The sequence below is a fragment of the Brevundimonas nasdae genome (assembly GCF_016654005.1).
GTDB lineage: Bacteria > Pseudomonadota > Alphaproteobacteria > Caulobacterales > Caulobacteraceae > Brevundimonas > Brevundimonas nasdae.
This window is the reverse complement of sequence record NZ_JAEPWN010000001.1, coordinates 315,810-334,342: the sequence shown is the minus strand read 5'-3', so window position 1 is coordinate 334,342 and position 18,533 is coordinate 315,810. Positions and strand designations below refer to the sequence as shown.

Annotated in this window: 15 protein-coding genes; 4 read left to right on the top strand and 11 right to left on the bottom strand. The window is 67.2% G+C overall.

Going from position 1 to position 18,533, the window contains the following annotated elements:
• Positions 1 to 23: 23 nt before the first annotated feature.
• Positions 24 to 725, bottom strand: a complete 702-nt coding sequence (gene ctrA, locus JKF87_RS01655) for a response regulator transcription factor CtrA (protein ID WP_201096711.1) — start codon at positions 723 to 725, stop codon at positions 24 to 26.
• A gap of 357 nt (positions 726 to 1,082) precedes the next feature.
• Here ctrA and JKF87_RS01650 point away from each other — a divergent pair, with 357 nt between their 5' ends.
• On the top strand, positions 1,083 to 1,442 hold the full coding sequence (locus tag JKF87_RS01650) for a helix-turn-helix domain-containing protein (protein WP_236261023.1): 360 nt from the start codon (positions 1,083 to 1,085) through the stop codon (positions 1,440 to 1,442).
• Entirely contained in the window at positions 1,439 to 2,152 is a 714-nt protein-coding gene (locus JKF87_RS01645) for a DUF6456 domain-containing protein (protein ID WP_201096710.1), read from the top strand. Before JKF87_RS01650 ends, JKF87_RS01645 begins: the two co-directional genes overlap by 4 nt.
• Positions 2,153 to 2,183: 31 nt before the next feature.
• On the opposite strand, the gene ppdK is transcribed toward JKF87_RS01645, so the two are convergent.
• The 8 genes from ppdK to JKF87_RS01605 form a co-directional block, all read right to left on the bottom strand.
• Positions 2,184 to 4,862: a pyruvate, phosphate dikinase gene (gene ppdK / locus JKF87_RS01640; protein ID WP_201096709.1), complete on the bottom strand. Its 2,679-nt coding sequence runs from the start codon at positions 4,860 to 4,862 to the stop codon at positions 2,184 to 2,186.
• A 163-nt stretch (positions 4,863 to 5,025) separates the two neighbouring features.
• On the bottom strand, positions 5,026 to 5,982 hold the full coding sequence (locus JKF87_RS01635; protein WP_201096707.1) for a DMT family transporter: 957 nt from the start codon (positions 5,980 to 5,982) through the stop codon (positions 5,026 to 5,028).
• A 220-nt stretch (positions 5,983 to 6,202) separates the two neighbouring features.
• Positions 6,203 to 8,263: a glycine--tRNA ligase subunit beta gene (gene glyS / locus JKF87_RS01630; RefSeq protein ID WP_201096705.1), complete on the bottom strand. Its 2,061-nt coding sequence runs from the start codon at positions 8,261 to 8,263 to the stop codon at positions 6,203 to 6,205.
• Positions 8,263 to 9,156 (bottom strand): glycine--tRNA ligase subunit alpha, encoded by an 894-nt coding sequence (locus JKF87_RS01625; RefSeq protein WP_201096703.1) that lies wholly within the window; start codon positions 9,154 to 9,156, stop codon positions 8,263 to 8,265. Before JKF87_RS01625 ends, glyS begins: the two co-directional genes overlap by 1 nt.
• A 99-nt stretch (positions 9,157 to 9,255) precedes the next feature.
• Positions 9,256 to 9,972 (bottom strand): fasciclin domain-containing protein, encoded by a 717-nt coding sequence (locus tag JKF87_RS01620; protein ID WP_201096702.1) that lies wholly within the window; start codon positions 9,970 to 9,972, stop codon positions 9,256 to 9,258.
• Between the two features lie 211 nt (positions 9,973 to 10,183).
• Positions 10,184 to 11,053: a 4-(cytidine 5'-diphospho)-2-C-methyl-D-erythritol kinase gene (locus tag JKF87_RS01615; RefSeq protein ID WP_201096700.1), complete on the bottom strand. Its 870-nt coding sequence runs from the start codon at positions 11,051 to 11,053 to the stop codon at positions 10,184 to 10,186.
• Between the two features lie 3 nt (positions 11,054 to 11,056).
• On the bottom strand, positions 11,057 to 12,904 hold the full coding sequence (locus JKF87_RS01610; RefSeq protein ID WP_236261022.1) for a tetratricopeptide repeat protein: 1,848 nt from the start codon (positions 12,902 to 12,904) through the stop codon (positions 11,057 to 11,059).
• Positions 12,905 to 12,972: 68 nt separating this feature from the next.
• On the bottom strand, positions 12,973 to 14,625 hold the full coding sequence (locus JKF87_RS01605) for an electron transfer flavoprotein-ubiquinone oxidoreductase (RefSeq protein WP_201097205.1): 1,653 nt from the start codon (positions 14,623 to 14,625) through the stop codon (positions 12,973 to 12,975).
• Between the two features lie 198 nt (positions 14,626 to 14,823).
• On the opposite strand from JKF87_RS01605, the gene JKF87_RS01600 reads away from it, so the two are divergent.
• Together JKF87_RS01600 and JKF87_RS01595 are read left to right on the top strand one after the other, a co-directional pair.
• Positions 14,824 to 15,636 carry a uracil-DNA glycosylase gene (locus JKF87_RS01600; RefSeq protein WP_201096698.1) on the top strand — a complete coding sequence of 271 codons (813 nt, stop codon included), beginning with the start codon at positions 14,824 to 14,826 and terminating at the stop codon, positions 15,634 to 15,636.
• A 93-nt stretch (positions 15,637 to 15,729) separates the two neighbouring features.
• Complete coding sequence (locus tag JKF87_RS01595) at positions 15,730 to 17,424, top strand: lytic transglycosylase domain-containing protein (protein ID WP_236261021.1); 1,695 nt, start codon at positions 15,730 to 15,732, stop codon at positions 17,422 to 17,424.
• A 209-nt stretch (positions 17,425 to 17,633) separates the two neighbouring features.
• Here JKF87_RS01595 and JKF87_RS01590 read toward each other — a convergent pair whose 3' ends face one another.
• Positions 17,634 to 17,777 carry a hypothetical protein gene (locus JKF87_RS01590; RefSeq protein WP_201096697.1) on the bottom strand — a complete coding sequence of 48 codons (144 nt, stop codon included), beginning with the start codon at positions 17,775 to 17,777 and terminating at the stop codon, positions 17,634 to 17,636.
• 91 nt (positions 17,778 to 17,868) lie between these two features.
• Positions 17,869 to 18,510, bottom strand: a complete 642-nt coding sequence (locus JKF87_RS01585; protein ID WP_307417200.1) for a glutathione S-transferase — start codon at positions 18,508 to 18,510, stop codon at positions 17,869 to 17,871.
• Positions 18,511 to 18,533 lie beyond the last annotated feature (23 nt).

Genomic DNA, 18,533 nt, shown 5'->3' with positions numbered 1-18,533 from the left:
GAAAGTCTCGGATCGGAAACCGATCAGGCGGCGACGGTGATCGCGCCTTCGGCCGGATCGCGCAGCACATAGCCGCGGCCCCAGACGGTTTCGATATAGTGTTTGCCGTCGGCGGCGGTGGCCAGCTTCTTGCGCAACTTGCAGATGAAGACGTCGATGATCTTCAGCTCAGGCTCGTCCATGCCGCCGTACAGGTGGTTCAGGAACATTTCCTTGGTCAGGGTGGTGCCCTTGCGGAGCGAGAGCAGCTCCAGCATCTGGTATTCCTTGCCCGTCAGATGCACCCGGTGACCGTTAACCTCGACCGTCTTGGCGTCCAGGTTAACCGCGATCTCGCCGGTGTGGATGATGGCCTGGGCGTGACCCTTGGAGCGACGGACCACGGCGTGGGTGCGCGCGATCAGCTCATCCTTGTGGAAAGGCTTGGTCAGATAGTCGTCGGCGCCGCCGCCGAAGGTCTTGACCTTGGTTTCGATCTCGTGGCTGCCCGAGAGGATCATGACCGGCGTATTGATCTTGCCGACGCGCAGCTGGCGCAGAACCTCAAGGCCGCTCATGTCCGGCAGGTTCAGGTCAAGCAGAATGAGGTCATAGTCATAGATCTTGCCCAGATCGATGCCTTCTTCACCCAGATCGGTGGTGTAGACGTTGAAGCCTTCCGACTTCAGCATCAGTTCGATGCTCTGGGCGGTGGCGTGGTCGTCTTCGATCAGCAGGACGCGCATTCATGCCCTCCAGGCAAAAGCTTTGCGGTAACCACCCACGCACACTGCCGGGTAACCTTGTTCGTAGGTTAAGGGTCGAAAACCTTAAGAAAGGTTAATTCCTCACCATGAATCGAATCGTAGGCTGATTTGGGAATCGTGGTCGAGGCCTACACGTCAATGATTCGAAATTTATTAACCATAATCCCCGCCGACGCCCCGCCGCCCTTCCCGCCCATCCACGCATCTGCCCACATGCAACCTGCGCGCGGTTAATACGGCACGTCCGTTCCTGACGCGGATTAGGATTATATTCCCATCATAACGCGAGACGGCGCCAGAACGCCCGCCGCGCAGGCTTGTTGGGGAGACGTGGTTTTGAACGCAAATGAATACAGGGTTCCGGTGACGGCGGAAGATCGGCTGCGGGCCGGGCTGGCCATTCACATGGTCGCGGCGCGCACGGGGGTCCAGCCGGAACAGATGACCGCGCGGGGGCGGGCCGACACAGGCGTGTCGCGGGCGCGCTGGCTGGCCATGTATCTGGCGCACATCTCGTTCGGCTGGCCGTTGGAGCGGGTGGCCCATGTGTTCGGCCTGAACCGTTCGACCGCCTCCACCGCCTGCCGCTGGGTCGAGGAGGCGCGCGACGCCCAGCCGGTGGACCAGTTGCTGACCCAGTTGGAGACCTGCCTCCATTCGGTCGTCGAGGCCCCGCGTCAGGAGCTGCCGCGATGAGCCGCGCCGCCGAACGCGCCCGTGACCTGATGACCCGCCACACCGCCGCCTGGCTGGCGGCGCAGGGCGACGGATACGCCCTGCGGATCGGACCGGACCGCCGCAGCCGCGTCGCCCTGATGCTGGACGAGGGTGATTTCCGCAGCCTGATCGACCGCCCCGGCCTGCGTACGCGGCTGGAGGGCGGCTGGACCGCGCGGCCGGTTCCGTCTCGCAACACCAGCCTCGCCCCCGGTCGTCCCGGCGTCATCGACGGCGAACGCTCTGTCGTCGGCGGCGACGGACGCATGGTCCGCCTGGCCGCCAATCTGGGAGAAAGCCCCATCGCCTGGCTGGCGCGCAGGACGGACGCCGCCGGCCAGCCGTGGCTGAGCCCGGCCCAGGCCGCGGCGGGCGAGCGCCTGCGTCTGGACGCTGAACTGGCCCAGGCCGGCCCGTCCCTGACCATGAGATGGGACGCCCTGCCCCGCTCCGGCGGCGGATCAGCCGCGCGGGTCGAGCCGGGCGATCACGCCCTGTCCGCCGCGCTGCGCGTGGAACAGGCGCTGAGCGCCGTCGGCGCCGAGCACCGCGCCATCCTCAACCGCATCTGCCTGCAGGGCGACAGCCTGAAACTGGCGGAGAGCGGCCTTGGCCTGCGCCGTCGCCACGGCAAGACCCTGCTGAAACAGGCCCTGCAGGCCTTAGCCGCCCACTACCGGATCGGGTGAAGGGGGCGTCGCCCCCTTTTTTAAGTCGACCTCAACGGTCCTTTTCACGCTCGATGTCCAGCGCGGCCTGGGCCGCCGCCAGACGGGCGATCGGCACGCGGTAGGGCGAGCAGGAGACGTAGTCCAGGCCGGTCTTCTCACAGAAGGCTATGGAGGCGGGATCGCCGCCATGCTCGCCGCAGATGCCCAGCTTGACGTCCGGGCGGGCGGCGCGGCCGCGCTCGGTCGCGATCTCGATCAGGCCGCCGACGCCGTCCTGGTCCAGACGCACGAACGGGTCCGTCTCGAAGATGCCCTTGTCCAGATAGGCCTGCAGGAAGCGGCCCGAGTCGTCGCGGCTGATGCCGAAGGTGGTCTGGGTCAGGTCGTTGGTGCCGAAGCTGAAGAACTGGGCGTATTCGGCCAGATCCCCCGCACGGATGGCGGCGCGCGGCAGTTCGACCATGGCGCCGACCAGATAATCGACCTTCTGGCCCGCTTCGTCGAACACGGCCTTGGCGGTGCGGTCGGTCAGTTCGCGGAGATATTTCATCTCCAGCCCGGTCGCCACCAGCGGATGCATGATCTCCACGATCGGTGCCTGTCCCGACTTGGCCTTCACGTCCAGAGCGGCCTCCAGAACGGCGCGGACCTGCATCTCATAGATTTCAGGATAGGCGACGCCCAGGCGGCAGCCGCGGTGGCCCAGCATGGGGTTGGTTTCGTGCAGTTCCTTGGCCCGTCGCTTCAGCTTGTCGGCGTCGATGCCCGAGGTGGCGGCCAGGGCGTCGATGTCCTCATCCGTGTGCGGGATGAACTCGTGCAGCGGCGGGTCCAGCAGGCGCACCGTCACCGGCAGGCCCGCCATGATCTCGAACAGTTCGGCGAAGTCCGACTTCTGGAACGGGGCGATCTTGGCCAGGGCCGTGCGGCGACCCGCCTCGTCGTCAGCCAGAATCATCTCGCGCACAGCGGCGATCCGGGTGTCGTCGAAGAACATATGTTCGGTGCGGCACAGGCCGATGCCCTCGGCGCCAAAGCCGAGCGCGGTCTTGGCGTCCAGCGGGGTTTCGGCGTTGGCGCGGACCTTCAGGCGGCGCGCCTTGTCGGCCCAGGCCATCAGGGTCTGGAAGTCGCCGGTCAGCTCCGGCTCGATCATGCGCACGGTGCCGTCCAGGACCTCGCCCTTGGATCCGTCGATGGTGATGACTTCACCGGCGGAGAAGCTGCGGCCGCGCGCGGTGAAGACGCCTTTGGCCTCGTCGATATGGATTTCACCGGCGCCCGAGACGCAGGCCCGGCCCATGCCGCGCGCCACGACCGCCGCGTGGCTGGTCATGCCGCCGCGCGCCGTCACGATGCCGCGCGCCGCGTGCATGCCGTGGATGTCTTCCGGGCTGGTCTCTTCACGCACCAGAATGACCGCCTCGCCCAGACCGGCCAGACGTTCAGCCTCGTCGGCGTCAAAGACGATCTTGCCGGTCGCCGCGCCGGGCGAGGCCGGCAGGCCCGCCGCCACCACGCGACGTTCCGCATTGGGATCCAGCGTCGGGTGCAGCAGTTGGTCCAGAGACGCGGGTTCGACGCGGCTGATGGCTTCTTCTTCAGAGATCACGCCCTCGGCGGCCAGATCGACGGCGATCTTCAGCGCCGACTTGGCCGTGCGCTTGCCGTTGCGGGTCTGCAGCATCCACAGGCGGCCCTGTTCGACCGTGAACTCGATGTCCTGCATGTCGCGGTAGTGGCTTTCCAGCTTGCCGACGACCTCGACAAACTGGCCGAACACTTCCGGCATGGCCTCTTCCATCGAGGGGGCCTTTTCGCCCATCTCCTCGCGGCCGATCTTGGTCAGGGACTGGGGCGTGCGGATGCCCGCGACCACGTCCTCGCCCTGGGCGTTGATCAGGAACTCGCCGTACAGGCGCGCCTCGCCGGTCGAGGGGTTGCGGGTGAAGGCCACGCCCGTCGCGGAGGTCTCGCCCATATTGCCGAACACCATCGACTGGATGTTGACGGCGGTGCCCCAGCTTTCGGGAATGTCGTGCATGCGGCGATAGAATTTCGCCCGATCGTTCATCCAGCTTTCGAACACGGCGCCGACAGCGCCCCACAGCTGGTCCTTGGGGTCCTGCGGGAAGGCGTGACCCAGCTCGCGTTCGACCACGGCCTTGTAGTCCGCGACGACCTTCTCCCAGTCGGCGGCGCTCAGGTCGGTGTCGACGGTGACGCCCAGACGATCCTTGTGCTGGTCCAGCACCTCTTCGAAGTCGTCGTGGCTGAGGCCCAGCACCACGTTGGAATACATGGTGATGAAGCGGCGGTAGCTGTCGAAGGCGAAGCGGCGGTCACCCGACAGCTTGGCCAGGCCTTCGACCGTCTGGTCGTTCAGCCCCAGGTTCAGCACCGTGTCCATCATGCCCGGCATAGAGGCGCGCGCGCCCGAGCGCACCGAGACCAGCAGCGGGTTCTCGACATCGCCGAACGTCTTGCCGACCACGCCCTGAACCTTCTCCAGCGCCGTCTGAACCTGCGCCTGCAGGTCGGCGGGATAGGTCTCGCCATTGGCGTAATAGTGGGTGCAGACCTCGGTGGTCACGGTGAAGCCCGGCGGCACCGGCAGACCCAGGGCGGACATTTCGGCCAGGTTCGCGCCCTTGCCGCCCAGAAGGTTCTTCATCGAAGCATCACCGTCAGCGGAGCCTCCGCCGAAGCCGTACACCCACTTGGTCATCTTGCAGTCCCTGAGCCGTGGTCAGGCGGGCCTTCACCCGCGTGTAAAGATGCGGCGGGTTGTCCCGCTCGCGGTGGCCCTGACTACAATGCTGCGAACGCGAAGGCGAGGCCGCACGTAACAAAACGTGACCAAACTTCGCCATTCCGCCGCAGGATCAAATTCATCCGGTCTTTGAGAGCGCTAACGGTCGCGCGCGCGGCGTCCGGGTCACCAGCCAGATGCCTGCGCACACCAGAATCAGCGCGCCCAGATAGCTCCATTTCAGGATCGTCTCGCCCAGGAACAGGCCCGACAGCACCACCCCGAACACCGGAATCAGGAAGTTGAAGGCCGCGATCATGCCCACCGGATTATGCTTCAGCAGCAGGCTCCAGATCGCAAAGGCGGCCGAGGACAGCAGCGCCATATAGGCCAGCAGCAGCGTCGCCTCCCAGCCGAACGCCGCCAGATGCCCGCCGCCCGCCAATCCGATCACCGTCAGCACCGCCCCGCCGATGGTCAGCTGCCAGCCGGTCATCACCATCGGGTCCAGGGTGCGCGACACCCGCTTGCCGTAGATGGAGGCGGCGGCCAGCACGAAGGCGGCGATGACGATGAAACCCTCGCCCAGCAGGGTGAAATCCAGACCCAGGCCGTTCGGCCCCGCCCGGTCCAGATTGACCAGCATGACCCCGACGAACCCGATCAGGCAGCCCAGGGCCTTGCGCCCGTTCAGCCGGTCGTTGGCATAGATGAAATGGGCCAGCATCACGCTGAAAAAGGTCGAGGTGGCGTTGGTGATCGACGCCTTGGCGCCCGTCGCATGGGCCACGCCCGTATAGAAGAAGACATACTGGATCGTGGTCTGGGTCAGGCCCAGCAGGCCCACCTGCCGAAATTGCGCCAGCGACAGGCGCAACACCGTCTTCTTCATGGCCGCCGCCAGCACCAGCAGGATCAGCCCCGCCAGCGCGAACCGCCAACCAGCGAACAGCATCTGGCTGGCGATGTCGGACGGCGCCACGGCCAGCAGGGCGAACCCCGCCTTGATCGCCGGAAACGCGCTGCCCCACAGGAAGCAGCACAGGGTCGCCAGAGCGAAGACCGAACTGCGGGTGGTGAACAGGCTGGAAGACATGGCCGGGCTTTAGGCCGGGCGGACAGGAAGGGGAAGCAAAACGCCCTATGTTAACTTCTCAGCTCGTCATTCCGGGGCTGAGCGCAGCGAAGAACCCGGAACCCAGGACCGCAGGCGCCCCGCTGGATGCGTTCGACGCCGGATGCCAGCCTCCTGGGTTCCGGGTTCGCCCTTCGGGCGCCCCGGAATGACGGTTGTGGGCGGACTATCGCTCGGAGACCTAGCCCGCGATCTGGCCGAAGTCGGCGACCTTGCCCATGACGTCGCGGACCTGACCCAGTAGCTTCAGGCGGTTTTCACGCTCTTCGACGACGTCAGAATTGACCAGCACATCGGTGAAGAAGGCGTCCACCGGCGCGCGCAGGGCGGCCAGGGCCGTCATGGCGGCGGCGAAGTCTTCGGCGTCCAGCGCGATGTCCACGGCGGTCTGGGCCGCGCCGACGGCGAAGGCCAGGGCCGTTTCCGGCTCGGGCTGGTTCGGAAGGCCGGTGCGGACCATGCCCGTCGGCACGGGCCCCTTCTTCTCTTCGGCGCGCAGGATGTTGGAGGCGCGCTTGTACCCCGCCAACAGGTTCGCCCCGTCGTCCGTCGCCAGGAAGGCCGCCAGCGCCTCCACCCGACGCACGATGCGGACGAGGTCGTCATCACCCAGCGCGAAGACGGCGGCCACGAGGTCGTGGCGCTGGCCCCGATCGCGCAGGAGAACGGTCAGGCGATCAACGAAGAACGCGAGAAGATCAGCAGAGTATTTCGTATCCGCACTCATCTTGCGGCCGGCGATGATCATCGTTCCGGCTGGCTTCATCATCTCGACCAACGAGCCGCGCACCCCATTCTCCAGCACCAACCGGATCACGCCCAGCGCCGCGCGACGCAGGGCGAACGGGTCTTTCGATCCCGTGGGCTTCTCATCAATCGCGAAGAAGCCGACCAGGGTGTCCAGCTTGTCGGCCAGGGCCACGGCGACCGTCACCGGGGCGGTCGGGACCGTGTCGGCGGGGCCTTGCGGCTTGTAGTGGTCGCGGATGGCGTCGGCGACGGCGTCGGGCTGGCCCGCCAGACGGGCGTAGTATCCGCCCATGACGCCCTGCAGTTCCGGGAACTCGCCCACCATGCCGCTGGCCAGATCGGCCTTGGACAGGCGCGCGGCGGTTTCAGCCTGATCGGCGTCGGCGCCGACCAGCGGGGCGATCTCGCGCGCCAGGGCGGCGATGCGCTCGACCCGTTCGGCCAGCGTGCCCAGCTTGGCGTGGAAGGTGACGCCGGACAGTTTGGCGTTCCAGGCGTCGAAGCCGACCTTCTGGTCTTCGTCCCAGAAGAAGCGGGCGTCGTTCAGACGGGCGCTCAGGACGCGGCTGTTGCCGGCGGCCAGCGCCTTGCCACCGTCGGTCGCCTCGACATTGGCGACGACAAGGAAGTTAGGCGCCAAGCCCTCCTTGGACGGATCGCGCACGGCGAAATACTTCTGGTGGACCTTCATCGACAGACGCACGACCTCGGGCGGCAGCGACAGGAACTGCGGATCCATGTCGCCCAGGATCGGCGTCGGCCACTCGGCCAGACCCGCCACCTCGTCCAGCAGGCCGTCGTCATCGACCAGCGACAGCCCCTTGGCGGCGCAGGCGGCCTTTGCCTGTTCCAGAATCCGCAGCTTGCGGTCCGCCACGTCGATCAGGACGTGCTCGCGCTCCAGCTTGTGGCGGTAATCGACGAAATCGCTGACGGCGAACGGCGCGCCCGATCCCAGGAAGCGATGCCCCTCGGTGATCGCGTCCGACGGGATGCCGTCGATCTCAAACGGCACGACATGGCCGTCGAAGATGCACAGTATCCGCTTGATCGGCCGCACCCAGCGCAGCGTGCCCGAACCCCAGCGCATCGACTTGGGCCAGGGGAAGTTGCGGATGATCTGATCGACCATGCCGGGGATCAGGCCCGGCGTGGCCTGACCCTGCTGGCTGATGACGGCGAACAGGACGCCGTCGCGTTCGACCAGTTGATCGCGCGTCAGGCCGGTCTTGCGCAGGAAGCCTTCCAGCGCCTGTTCGGGCGCCGAGGCTTTCGGCCCCTTCATCTCGTCCTCGCGGTCGGGCGTGGCGGCAGGCAGGCCGTCCACCACCAGCGTCAGGCGGCGCGGTCCGGCATAGGTGGTCAGCCCGTCCCAGGTCAGGCCCGCCGCCTTCAGACGTTCGGTGGCCATACGCTCCAGATCGCGCGCGGCGCCCTGCTGCATGCGGGCGGGGATTTCTTCGGAGAAGATTTCGAGGAGAAGCTGGGGCATCAGGCGGTTTTCCGCTCTTGTTCGACGTAAGCGAGGGCGCAGGCTTTGCAGAGTTCGCGGATGCGGCCGATGTAGCTTTGGCGCTCCGCGACGGCGATGGCGCCGCGCGCATCCATCAGGTTGAACAGGTGGCTGGCCTTCAGCACCTGATCATAGGCCGGCAGGACCAGCGGCTGGCCTTGCGGGCCGCGCATGTCCAGCAGGCGCGAAACCTCGGCTGCCATGTCCTCGAACCGGCGCTTCAGCCCATCGACATCATAGCCGTGGAAATTGGCTTCCGACTGCTGACGCTCGTTCTCCAAGAAGACCTCGCCATAGGTCAGACCTTCCTTGGTGAACTTCAGGTCGTACACATTGTCGACGCCCTGAACATACATGGCCAGACGCTCCAGCCCGTAGGTCAGCTCGCCCGAGACCACGTCCACCTCGATGCCGCCGACGCCCTGGAAATAGGTGAACTGCGTCACCTCCATCCCGTCGCACCACACCTCCCAGCCCAGACCCCAGGCGCCGACCGTGGGGTTCTCCCAGTCGTCCTCGACAAAGCGGATGTCGTGCAGCTTGGGATCAATGCCGATGGCGGCCAGCGATCCCAGGTACAGCTCCTGCAGATTGTCCGGGTTCGGCTTCAGGATCACTTGATACTGATAATAATGCTGGAGCCGGTTGGGGTTCTCGCCATAGCGGCCGTCGCCGGGGCGGCGGCTGGGCTGGACATAGGCGGCCTTCCAGGGCTTGGGCCCCAGGGCGCGCAGCACAGTGGCGGGGTGGAGCGTGCCGGCTCCGACCTCGATGTCATAGGGTTGCAGGATGGCGCAGCCCTGCTCGCCCCAATAGCGGTGGAGCGTCAGGATCAGGTCCTGAAACGCGAGCGGTTCAGTCGAGGTGCTCAAATCGGGCTCGGGGAAGGGCTGCAAAAAAGACGGCGGACCATAGGGCCCGCCGCCTTCCGCTTCAACACACCCAAGCGAGCGTGTTGCAATCAACCGCGATTATTGCGGGGCAGGGTCGGTCTGTTCCGTGGCCGGATCGGTCGATTCGACCGGCGGGGTGGCCGACGGATCGGTCGCCTCGGTCGCAGCAGGCGCCGCGTCGGTCGGGGCCGCTTCAGCCGCAGGGACGGCTTCTTCGTCACCCATGGCGGCCATCGAGTTGGCCGGGTTCAGCACGGCGTCGATCGGGAAGACGGCGCCGTTCGACGCGTCCAGTTCGGCGCTGACCACGGTGGCGTTGTCAGCCTTGATGGCCGAGCCCGTGCCGTCCAGCAGGATCTGAGCTTCGGATGCAGTCGGAACGCCGCCCTTCTTGCCCTGGATCTGGTCGGGCGAAACATCGGCGACGATCACGTGGTACAGCAGCACCTGACGCAGCTCATTGGCGTTGGCCGGGTCAAGCAGGCGGGTGCGTTCGGCTTCCGGCATGGCGGCGAAGGCCGCGTCCGTCGGGGCGAAGATGGAGATGGCCGGACGCGACTGCAGGGTGTCGGTCAGTTGCGCCTGATCCAGCGCAGACAGCAGGGTTGTGAACTGGCCGCTGGACTTCAGCACGTCCACGACGGTGCCTTCGGCGGCAGGGGTGGCGGCGGCTTCAGCAGCCTGGGCCGGGGCCGCGGCTTCAGCCGGGGCGGGTTGGGCGGCTTCCTGAGCGAAGGCCGGAGCAGCAATCAGGGTAGCGACAGCGGTTGCGGCAAGCAGTTTTGCACGAAGCATGGCTGGGTATCCTTTTTCTGTTTGAGGATCGTTGTCCGGGGAGGAGACGACCCGTTCCAGTCATCGGAACTGCCCAACCCAATCGGTGACCGGCGATACGGTTCCGAGAAAGTGAAACAACCTGAAACTTTCGTGATGATCTAGGCGAGAACTGGGCGAAACACGCCGCCAAACGCCCATATGGCCGATGTTTGGCCACAAAGTCTGAAGGTTACTTGAGCGCCAGAATACTGGACTGAACCCAGGCGTTCGGATGCGCATCGGCCAGGGTTGCGGCGGCGGCATCCGCCTCCGCCTGCGTCAGGCACAGACCGAAGATGGTCGCCCCCGATCCGGACATCCGCGCCAGAGCCACGCCATCCGCAGCAGCGACGGCAGCCAGGGCCTCGCCGATCTCTGGCGTCAGGGCGATGGCGGGGGGCTGCAGGTCGTTTCTCTGTTGACCCAGCCAGGCGATGACCGACGCCGTTGACCAATCCAGCGGACGCACCGGACGGTCCGCGTTCTGAACGGCCCCCGCATCATAGGCGCGATAGACGGCGCCCGTCGGCGACGGAACGCCCGGATTGAACAGCACCACCGGCAGGGGCGGCAGGCGCGGCTCGTCGGTCAGCACCTCTCCCCTGCCCTCGGCCCAGGCGGTGCGGGCGCGCAGACACATGGGGCCGTCAGCGCCGATGACGCCCGCAACGGCCTCCAGCGCTTCGTCCGACACGTCCAGCGACAGGGCTTGCCGGGCCAGATTGAGAGCGGCGCCGGCGTCGGACGACCCGCCCCCCAGTCCGGCCGCGATGGGCAGGCGCTTGTCCAGCGTGACCTTCAGAGGCGGCTCGCCCGCGCCCGCCGCCTGGCCCAGGCGGCGCAGGGCGCGCAGGATCAGATTGTCAGGCTCGGCCGCCAGACCTGCGCCGAACGGGCCGACGACGCTCAGCGACAGCCGGCCGGCCCGCTCCACCGTAACCAGATCGCCGACCTCAGCGAAGGCGACCAGACTGGACAGCGGATGATAGTTCTCGGCGTCCACCGCCCCGACGTGCAGGAACAGATTGATCTTGGCCGGAGCCAGAGCCTGGATCGACATGGCCTATTGCGACGCGCCGGAGACGACGCCGTTCAGGCCGTCCTCAAGCTTGCGCTCGACCTCGGCCTTGCGCTCAGCGTCGGGGTCCAGGGTCAGGACGCGGCTCCACAGCCAGCGGGCCTCGCGCTCGCGCCCCACCCGCCAATAGGCGTCGCCCAGGTGATCATTGATCTCGGCGTTGGCCGGTTCCTTGTCGACCGCCTCTTCCAAAGTGGCGACGGCGGTGTCGAACTGGCCCTGTTTGAACTGGGCCCAGCCCAGACTGTCCTGGATGTTTCCGTTTTCGGGATCAAGCGCATGGGCGCGGGCGATCAGCTCGGCGCCTTCCTGAACCCGCAGCCCCTTGTCGACCCACACATAGCCCAGATAGTTCAGGGTGTTGGCGTTCTCGCCGTCCTGCTGCAGGGCGGCCCACAGCTCGGCCTCAGCCTCTGGAACGCGGCCCATCGCCTCCAGCACCGCACCACGCAGGAAGTGGATCTGCGCCCCCTGGTCCGCCGTGTTCAGCAGCGGGCCGTTCAGCAGGCTCAACGCCTCGTCATACTGTTTCAGCTGCGTCAGCTGGCTGGACAGGATCAGGGTGATCCGGGGATCTTCGGGCGCAGCGGCGGCCGCCTGACGCAGGGCGGCCAGGGCTTCGTCCGGCTGGCTGTTGTCTTCAAGATTCAACGCCAGTTGCGCGCGGGCGGCGGCGTACAGAGCCGGGTCCTGCGGTCCGACCTGGGACAGCACGGCGCGCGAGGCCGCCTTCAGACCCGCCCGGTCCAGCACGCCGGCCAGCTGCAGCCGCGTCGAGCCGCTGTCGTTCAGGTTCAGGGCCAGACGCAGATAGACGGCGGCGAACTCGTTGCCGCGCTCGGCGGCGGCCTGCGCGGCGGCGGCGGTCAGGGCCTCGGCCGCGCCTTCGCGCAGGGTCGGCAGGGCCGGGGCGCGTCCGCGATTGCGCATCCGCTCCAGCGCCCGCAGCGCGCCGAAATCAGCGTTGGGGCCAGCGGCGGCGGCCTCATAGACGGCCTTGGCCTCATCCAGCCGCCCGCGCCGCTCAAGAAACTCGCCATAGGGGCGTTTGAACAGGATGCCGACCGACGGGATCTCGGACAGGGTCTTCAGTTCGACCTCGGCCTCGGCGTAGTCGCGCCGCCGCTCCAGCAGCATGGCCCGGTTCTGGCGCGCGAAGGACAGGGTCAGGGCGTCGCCTGCGGTCGGGGCCGGGGCCAGGGCGCGGGTCCAGTCGCCCGCCGCCGCCGCGATCCAGGGCGCCACCATCAGCCCGGCGCGCGCGTGGGGCGATCCGATGGGCTGCATCTCCAGCGCCGCATTGGCCGCCGCCGGATGACCGTGGACGAAATCCTGCACCGCCCGCACCAGACGTCCGCCCTCGACAAAGGCGGCGGAGGCCGAACCGGCGGCCGGGGCCAGACGCGCCGCGACATCCATGTCCCCGGTCAGCAGGGCCGAGGTGAAAGCCTGTTCGCGCACGCGCGGCTGTTCCGGCGCCAGCTCATTGGCGCGCGCTAGCAGGCCGGAGCCGATGTCGCCGTCACCCCGCATCAAGGCCAGTCGACCGGCCAGATACAGGCCATAGGCACTACGGCCCATCGCATCCGTCGGGATCGGCGCCCAGACTTCGGGGATCGGCGGCGTGGTTTCGGCGATGATGATGTGTGGGACCGGCTCCTCCCCCTCTGACGGGGCCGCAGCCGGATCGGCAGGTTCGGTCTGCGTCGGCTCAGCCTGCACCGGAACGGCGGGGGCCGATGCAGGCGTTTCCTGCGCCACAGCCTGCCCGGCGAGCGCCAGGGCGAGAACGGTGAGGGAGGCGGCGAACAGGCGCGAACGGCAGGTGGTCATCCGCCGACCCTTCACGGTTTTCATGCGACGGGCAAGGGGCGGATCGCTCGCCCCCTGCCCTTGTTTTCTCACATGTTCGGGTAGTTGGGGCCGCCGCCGCCTTCGGGCGTGGTCCAGACGATGTTCTGCGACGGGTCCTTGATGTCGCAGGTTTTGCAGTGGACGCAGTTCTGGGCGTTGATCTGGAAGCGCGGATTGGACCGGCCGTCCTCGTCATACAGCACCTCGTACACGCCCGCCGGGCAGTACAGCCGCGCCGGTTCGCCGTATTTGGGCAGGTTGACCTGGATCGGCTTGGACGGGTCCAGCAGCTTCAGGTGCGCGGGCTGTTCTTCGGCGTGGTTGGTGTTCGAGATGAACACCGACGACAGCTTGTCAAACGACAGTTTGCCGTCCGGCTTCGGGTATTTGATGACCTTGTGCTTAGCCGCAGGCTCGGTCGAGGCGGCGTCCGTCTTCTCGTGCTTCAGCGTCGGGATCGGCGACCAGCCGCCCAGCAGGGTGCGGCACCACATGTCGAACATGCCCAGCGCCCCGCCCAGGGTCGTGCCGAACTTGCTGAGCAGCGGCTTGGCGTTACGCACCAGCGCCAGCTCCTTATAGACCCAGCTGCGCTCGAAGGCGGTCTGGTATTCGTTCAGCACGTCGCCTTCGCGTCCGGCTTGCACCGCGTCATAGGCGGCGTCGGCGGCCAGCATGCCGGTCTTCATGGCGTTGTGGCTGCCCTTGATGCGCGGCACGTTCACGAAGCCCGCCGAACAGCCGATCAGAACGCCGCCGGGGAAGGCCAGCTTCGGGATCGACTGCAGACCGCCCTCGGTGATGGCGCGCGCGCCGTACGAGATGCGCGTGCCGCCTTCCAGATGCGGCGCGACCGACGGGTGATGCTTGAAGCGCTGGAACTCGTCGAACGGCGACAGGAACGGGTTCTTGTAGTTCAGGTGCACCACATAGCCGACGGCGACGTAGCGATCGCCGAAGTGATACAGGAAGCTGCCGCCGCCCGTATGCTCGTCCAGCGGCCAGCCGGTCGAGTGCTGGGCCAGACCCGGCTGGTGCTGTTCGGCAGGCACCTGCCACAGCTCCTTCAGGCCGATGCCGTATTTCTGCGGCGACTTGCCGTCCTGCAGCCTGTGCTTGGCGATGATGGTCTTGGCCAGCGAGCCGCGCACGCCCTCGGCGATGAAGACATATTTGCCGTGCAGTTCGATGCCCGGCTGGAAGTCGTCGGTCGGCTTGCCCTCGCGGTCGATGCCGAAGACGCCGGCGACGACGCCCTTCACCCGGCCCGTCTCATGGTCCCAGACGACATGGCTGGCGGCCATGCCGGGATAGACCTCGACGCCCAGCGCCTCGGCCTGTTCACCCAGCCAGCGCGTCACATTGCCCAGCGAGGCGATGTAGCAGCCGTGATTGTGCATGAAGGGCGGCATCAGCGGCATGGGCAGCGACACTTCGCCCTGCGGCCCCAGCAGCAGGAACTTGTCCTTGGTGACCGGGGTCTCCAGCGGCGCGCCGCGTTCCTTCCAGTCGGGGAACAGTTCGTTCAGAGCCTTGGGGTCGATCACGGCGCCCGACAGGATATGGCCGCCGACCTCGGCCGCCTTCTCCAGCACCGCGACGTTGATTTCCTTGCCGTCTTTCTCCGCACGTTGCTTCAGGCGGATGGCCGCCGACAGACCCGCAGGGCCGCCGCCGACGATGACGACATCATATTCCATGACCTCGCGTTCGACCGCCTGCAGCGCCTCGATGGGCGGCAGATTGTCGATGATCGCTTCCTGGCGGGCGTTCTCTGCGCCGCCTTCGATGGCGTCTTCGGCCATGATTTTCCCCTGAAATCCCGGTTCTTGGTGTGGTTATGCCGCTTATCGGAAGGTGACGCGAGGGCGGTCAAGGCTTATCGGTGTCTCAGAACCATGAACGCGCAACCCTATGACATTGCTGCGACGGAAAGCCTGCTCGCCTTCTGGCGGGATGCGGGCGTCGACGCCTGCTATCTGGACGCGCCCGTCGACCACACCCACATCGCCCCGCCGCCGGTGGTTCAGGCGGTGCAGCGCGCGACCGCCTCGGTCGCCACGCCCCTGGCCGGGCGCAATGCATCCGACGCCATCGATCAGGCGCGCAGTCTGGCCGCCGGGGCGGCGACCCTGCAGGACTTGGCCGCCGCCGTCGCCGCCTTCGACGGCTGCCCCCTGCGCCAGATGGGCGCGACCCAGTCGGTGTTCGGCCGCGGCGACGCCAACGCCCCGGTCCTGGTGATCGGCGAAGCCCCCGGCGCGGACGAGGACCGCATCGGCCAGCCCTTCGTGGGCCAGGCGGGGCATCTGCTGGACCGGATGATCGAGGCGGCGGGCCTGACCGGCAAGGTCTTCATGACCAACACCGTCTTCTGGCGTCCGCCCGGCAATCGCCCCCCTGCGCCGCAGGAACAGGCCGTCTGCGCCCCCTTCCTGGAACGGACCTTCGCCCTGCTGAAGCCCAAGGCGGTCCTGCTGCTGGGCGGGGCGACGGCCAAGTCCGTTCTGCAGGCGGACGAAGGGATCATGAAGCTGCGCGGCCAGTGGAAGGAATGGCGTCTGCACGAAGGCGCGATTTCGGCCCCCGTCATGCCGACCCTGCATCCCGCCTTCCTGCTGCGGCAGCCGCAGGTCAAACGGCTGGTCTGGGCCGACCTGCTTTCACTGGCGGTTCGCCTTGAAACGGACTCGGTTGAGGATCACGGCTGATTGCGGCATGTTTCCATGCTGACGACCGATCGCCATACGGACCCCGCCTGAGTCGAGACGGACGGGGCCGCCGCCAACGAGGGGGCCGCCGCATTGTTCAGATTCAGCCGCGCGATGATCGCGCCGACGCTGGCGCTCACCCTGTCCGCCGTCGCCGTCGCGGCGCAGGCCGAGACGCCCTATGCGACGATGGCGGCGTCCGCCTCTGCTTCGACCACGGCCAATACGCGCCCGACGGCCCTGAGCTCTGCTGACCGCCTGTCCTACACCACCGCCTTCGACGCCCTGCGGCGCGGCGACCTTGAGGCGGCCCGCGTCGCCGCGCGTCAGGCCCAGGACCGCGTCCTGCTGGGCCAGGTGGAGTTCGAACGCCTGTTCCACCCCAACTACAACGCCACCTACGAAGAACTGACCGAGTGGCTGCAGGAATATTCCGACCTGCCCATCGCCGGCCGCGTCTATGATCTGGCCATGCGCCGCCGCCCTGACGGCGCAATCGAACCGATCAAGCCTGCAGGCTTCCTGGGCCGCACCTGGAACAGCGTCGTCAACGCCGTGTCAGGCGGCGGGGCCGCCGCAGATCCGATGAAGACCGCGCGGATCGCCTATAACAACGACGATTTGACCGGCGCCTCAGCCATGGGCCGCGAGATCGGCGACTGGTGGACGGTGGGTCTGGCTGAATGGCGCATGGGCGAGTTCAACGAGGCCTTCAACGCCTTTGACCGCGTGGCCCAGGACCCGACCGAGGACCCTTGGGTCCGCTCTGGCGGCGCCCTGTGGGCCGCACGCGCCGCCGGCAAATCCGCTCGCCAGAATGTCGTGACCGACTATCTGCGTCTCGCCGCCCAATGGCCCGCCACCTTCTATGGCCAGATCGCCCTGCGTCAGCTGGGCGAGGAGCCGGTCATCGAGAACCTGGGCCCGCGCCCCTATGCGGCCGAGCCGCGCCTGCGCCGCGCCTTCCATACGCCCGACGCCGCCGTGGACGCCGCCTCGCTGGAGGCCTTCGTCCAGAACGAGCCCCGCGCCCGTCGCGCCCTGGCCTATTATGAAGTCGGGCGCCGCGCCGACGGCGACAATGAAATGCGTTCCGGCCTGCGCACCGCCGCAGGCGACGCCTCACGCATGTGGGCCGCCCTGGCCCGCATCGTCTCGCCCGCCCGTGAGACCGACGCCTCGCGCATCGACGCCAACCGCTATCCGATCCCGGACCTGCAGCCTGAGGGCGGCTTCACCATCGAACGCGCGCTGGTCTATGCGGTGGCGCGCAAGGAAAGCGACTTCAACCCCAACGCCCGCTCCAGCGTCGGCGCCTATGGCATCATGCAGGTGATGCCGACCACGGCCGCCGAGTTGTCCGGCGACCGCAGCTTCGTCTCGACTCCGAACAAGCTGCTGACGCCCGCCGTCAACATGCGGCTGGGCCAGACCTATGTGAACCGGATGCTGCAGCGGTCCGAGTTCCAGGGCGACATCCTGCGGGCCGTGGCCAGCTACAACGCCGGGCCGGGCCCCATGCTGGCCGCAGTGCGCAAACTGGGGCCGGACGCCGACCCGCTGCTGCTGATCGAAACGATCGACGTGCCCCAGGCGCGGGAATATGTCGAAAAGGTCGTCGCCGCCTATTGGATCTATCAGCGGATGTTCGGCGGCCCGCTGAACACGCTGGATGCGGTGGCGTCGGGCGCCACCCTGGTGCCGATCTCGCTGGATTACGTGCCGCCCCCGCCCGTCGCAGATGAGATCATGGTCGCCCAGACCACCGCCGTCAGCGACGACCGCTAGGGGCTAGAGGCTAAGGGGCTAGGGCCATCGACATTCAACTCCAAACCGTCTTTCCGGGGCGTCCGTAGGACGAACCCGGAACCCAGGAGGCTCAATCCGGCGCCGAATACGCCCAGCATCGGCGCCGCAGTCCTGGCTTCCGGGATCCTCGCTTCGCTCAGCCCCGGAATGACGATCTAAGATTTCGACCGCCTTAAGACCGATTGAACCTAGAAGACCGCAGCCAGCAGCAAGGCCCACAGGGCGCTGCTGAGCAGAAGCGCCAGCATATAGCCCGCCACGGGATGCAGCCGCCGACGCGGGCGCGCGGCCTGCACAGGCGCCGCACGGGTCTGCACGGACGAAGACATCATTCTGCGGCCTCCCACGAACAACCAGGTCCGTGCACCGCCATGAATAGCAGCGGGCGCTTAATCGAACGTCAGCGCGCTTGGTTTCCGCCCGTTAAAGTTGCGTCGCCTCCATTTCCCACTGACGGAAGTCAGGATGGGCCAGCAAAGCCTCGACATAGGTCTGGGCCACGCCGTCGTCGCCATGGGCGCTGAGGTCGATCTGATAATGACGAATCCGGGCGGCGACCGGGGTGTAGAAGATGTCGGCGATGGAGCGCGCGCCGAACAGCCAGGGGCCGTCGTCGCCGAACCGCTTCCGCATCTGACGCAACAGCGCCACGATCCGCGCCAGATCGCGGTCCAGCGCGGGATCAGAAGGCGTCTCTGACCGCGCGTCGCCACCGATCGGATGATCCGGCCCCATGCCGCAGAAGGTCCGCAGGGCGCTGAAGCCGGAATGCATCTCCGCCGTCACTGATCGGGCCAGGGCGCGCGCGACCGGATCGGCTGGCCACAGACCCGCCTGCGGATAATGCTCCGCCGCCCATTCGGCGATGGCCAGCGTATCCCAGATCAGTTCGCCATCGACCGTCAGCGCCGGCACGAAGCCGGATGGCGACACCGCCAGAAGCGCGGCCTTGGCCTCTGGCGTGTCATAGCGCGCGTCACGCACCGCAAAATCTGCGCCCGTCGCCTTCATCACCAGCCAGCCGCGCAGCGACCAGGTCGAATAGGTCCGGGGTCCGATCAGCATTTCCATGACGCGCGCCTCCTGTT

What these genes read in the sequence shown, in the direction of transcription:
- ctrA (WP_201096711.1), bottom strand. Translation starts at nt 725, where the DNA reads ATGCGCGTCCTGCTGATCGAAGACGACCACGCCACCGCCCAGAGCATC.
- JKF87_RS01645 (WP_201096710.1), top strand. Translation starts at nt 1,439, where the DNA reads ATGAGCCGCGCCGCCGAACGCGCCCGTGACCTGATGACCCGCCACACC.
- ppdK (WP_201096709.1), bottom strand. Translation starts at nt 4,862, where the DNA reads ATGACCAAGTGGGTGTACGGCTTCGGCGGAGGCTCCGCTGACGGTGAT.
- JKF87_RS01635 (WP_201096707.1), bottom strand. Translation starts at nt 5,982, where the DNA reads ATGTCTTCCAGCCTGTTCACCACCCGCAGTTCGGTCTTCGCTCTGGCG.
- glyS (WP_201096705.1), bottom strand. Translation starts at nt 8,263, where the DNA reads ATGCCCCAGCTTCTCCTCGAAATCTTCTCCGAAGAAATCCCCGCCCGC.
- JKF87_RS01620 (WP_201096702.1), bottom strand. Translation starts at nt 9,972, where the DNA reads ATGCTTCGTGCAAAACTGCTTGCCGCAACCGCTGTCGCTACCCTGATT.
- JKF87_RS01615 (WP_201096700.1), bottom strand. Translation starts at nt 11,053, where the DNA reads ATGTCGATCCAGGCTCTGGCTCCGGCCAAGATCAATCTGTTCCTGCAC.
- JKF87_RS01610 (WP_236261022.1), bottom strand. Translation starts at nt 12,904, where the DNA reads ATGACCACCTGCCGTTCGCGCCTGTTCGCCGCCTCCCTCACCGTTCTC.
- JKF87_RS01605 (WP_201097205.1), bottom strand. Translation starts at nt 14,625, where the DNA reads ATGGAATATGATGTCGTCATCGTCGGCGGCGGCCCTGCGGGTCTGTCG.
- JKF87_RS01600 (WP_201096698.1), top strand. Translation starts at nt 14,824, where the DNA reads ATGAACGCGCAACCCTATGACATTGCTGCGACGGAAAGCCTGCTCGCC.
- JKF87_RS01590 (WP_201096697.1), bottom strand. Translation starts at nt 17,777, where the DNA reads ATGATGTCTTCGTCCGTGCAGACCCGTGCGGCGCCTGTGCAGGCCGCG.
- JKF87_RS01585 (WP_307417200.1), bottom strand. Translation starts at nt 18,510, where the DNA reads ATGCTGATCGGACCCCGGACCTATTCGACCTGGTCGCTGCGCGGCTGG.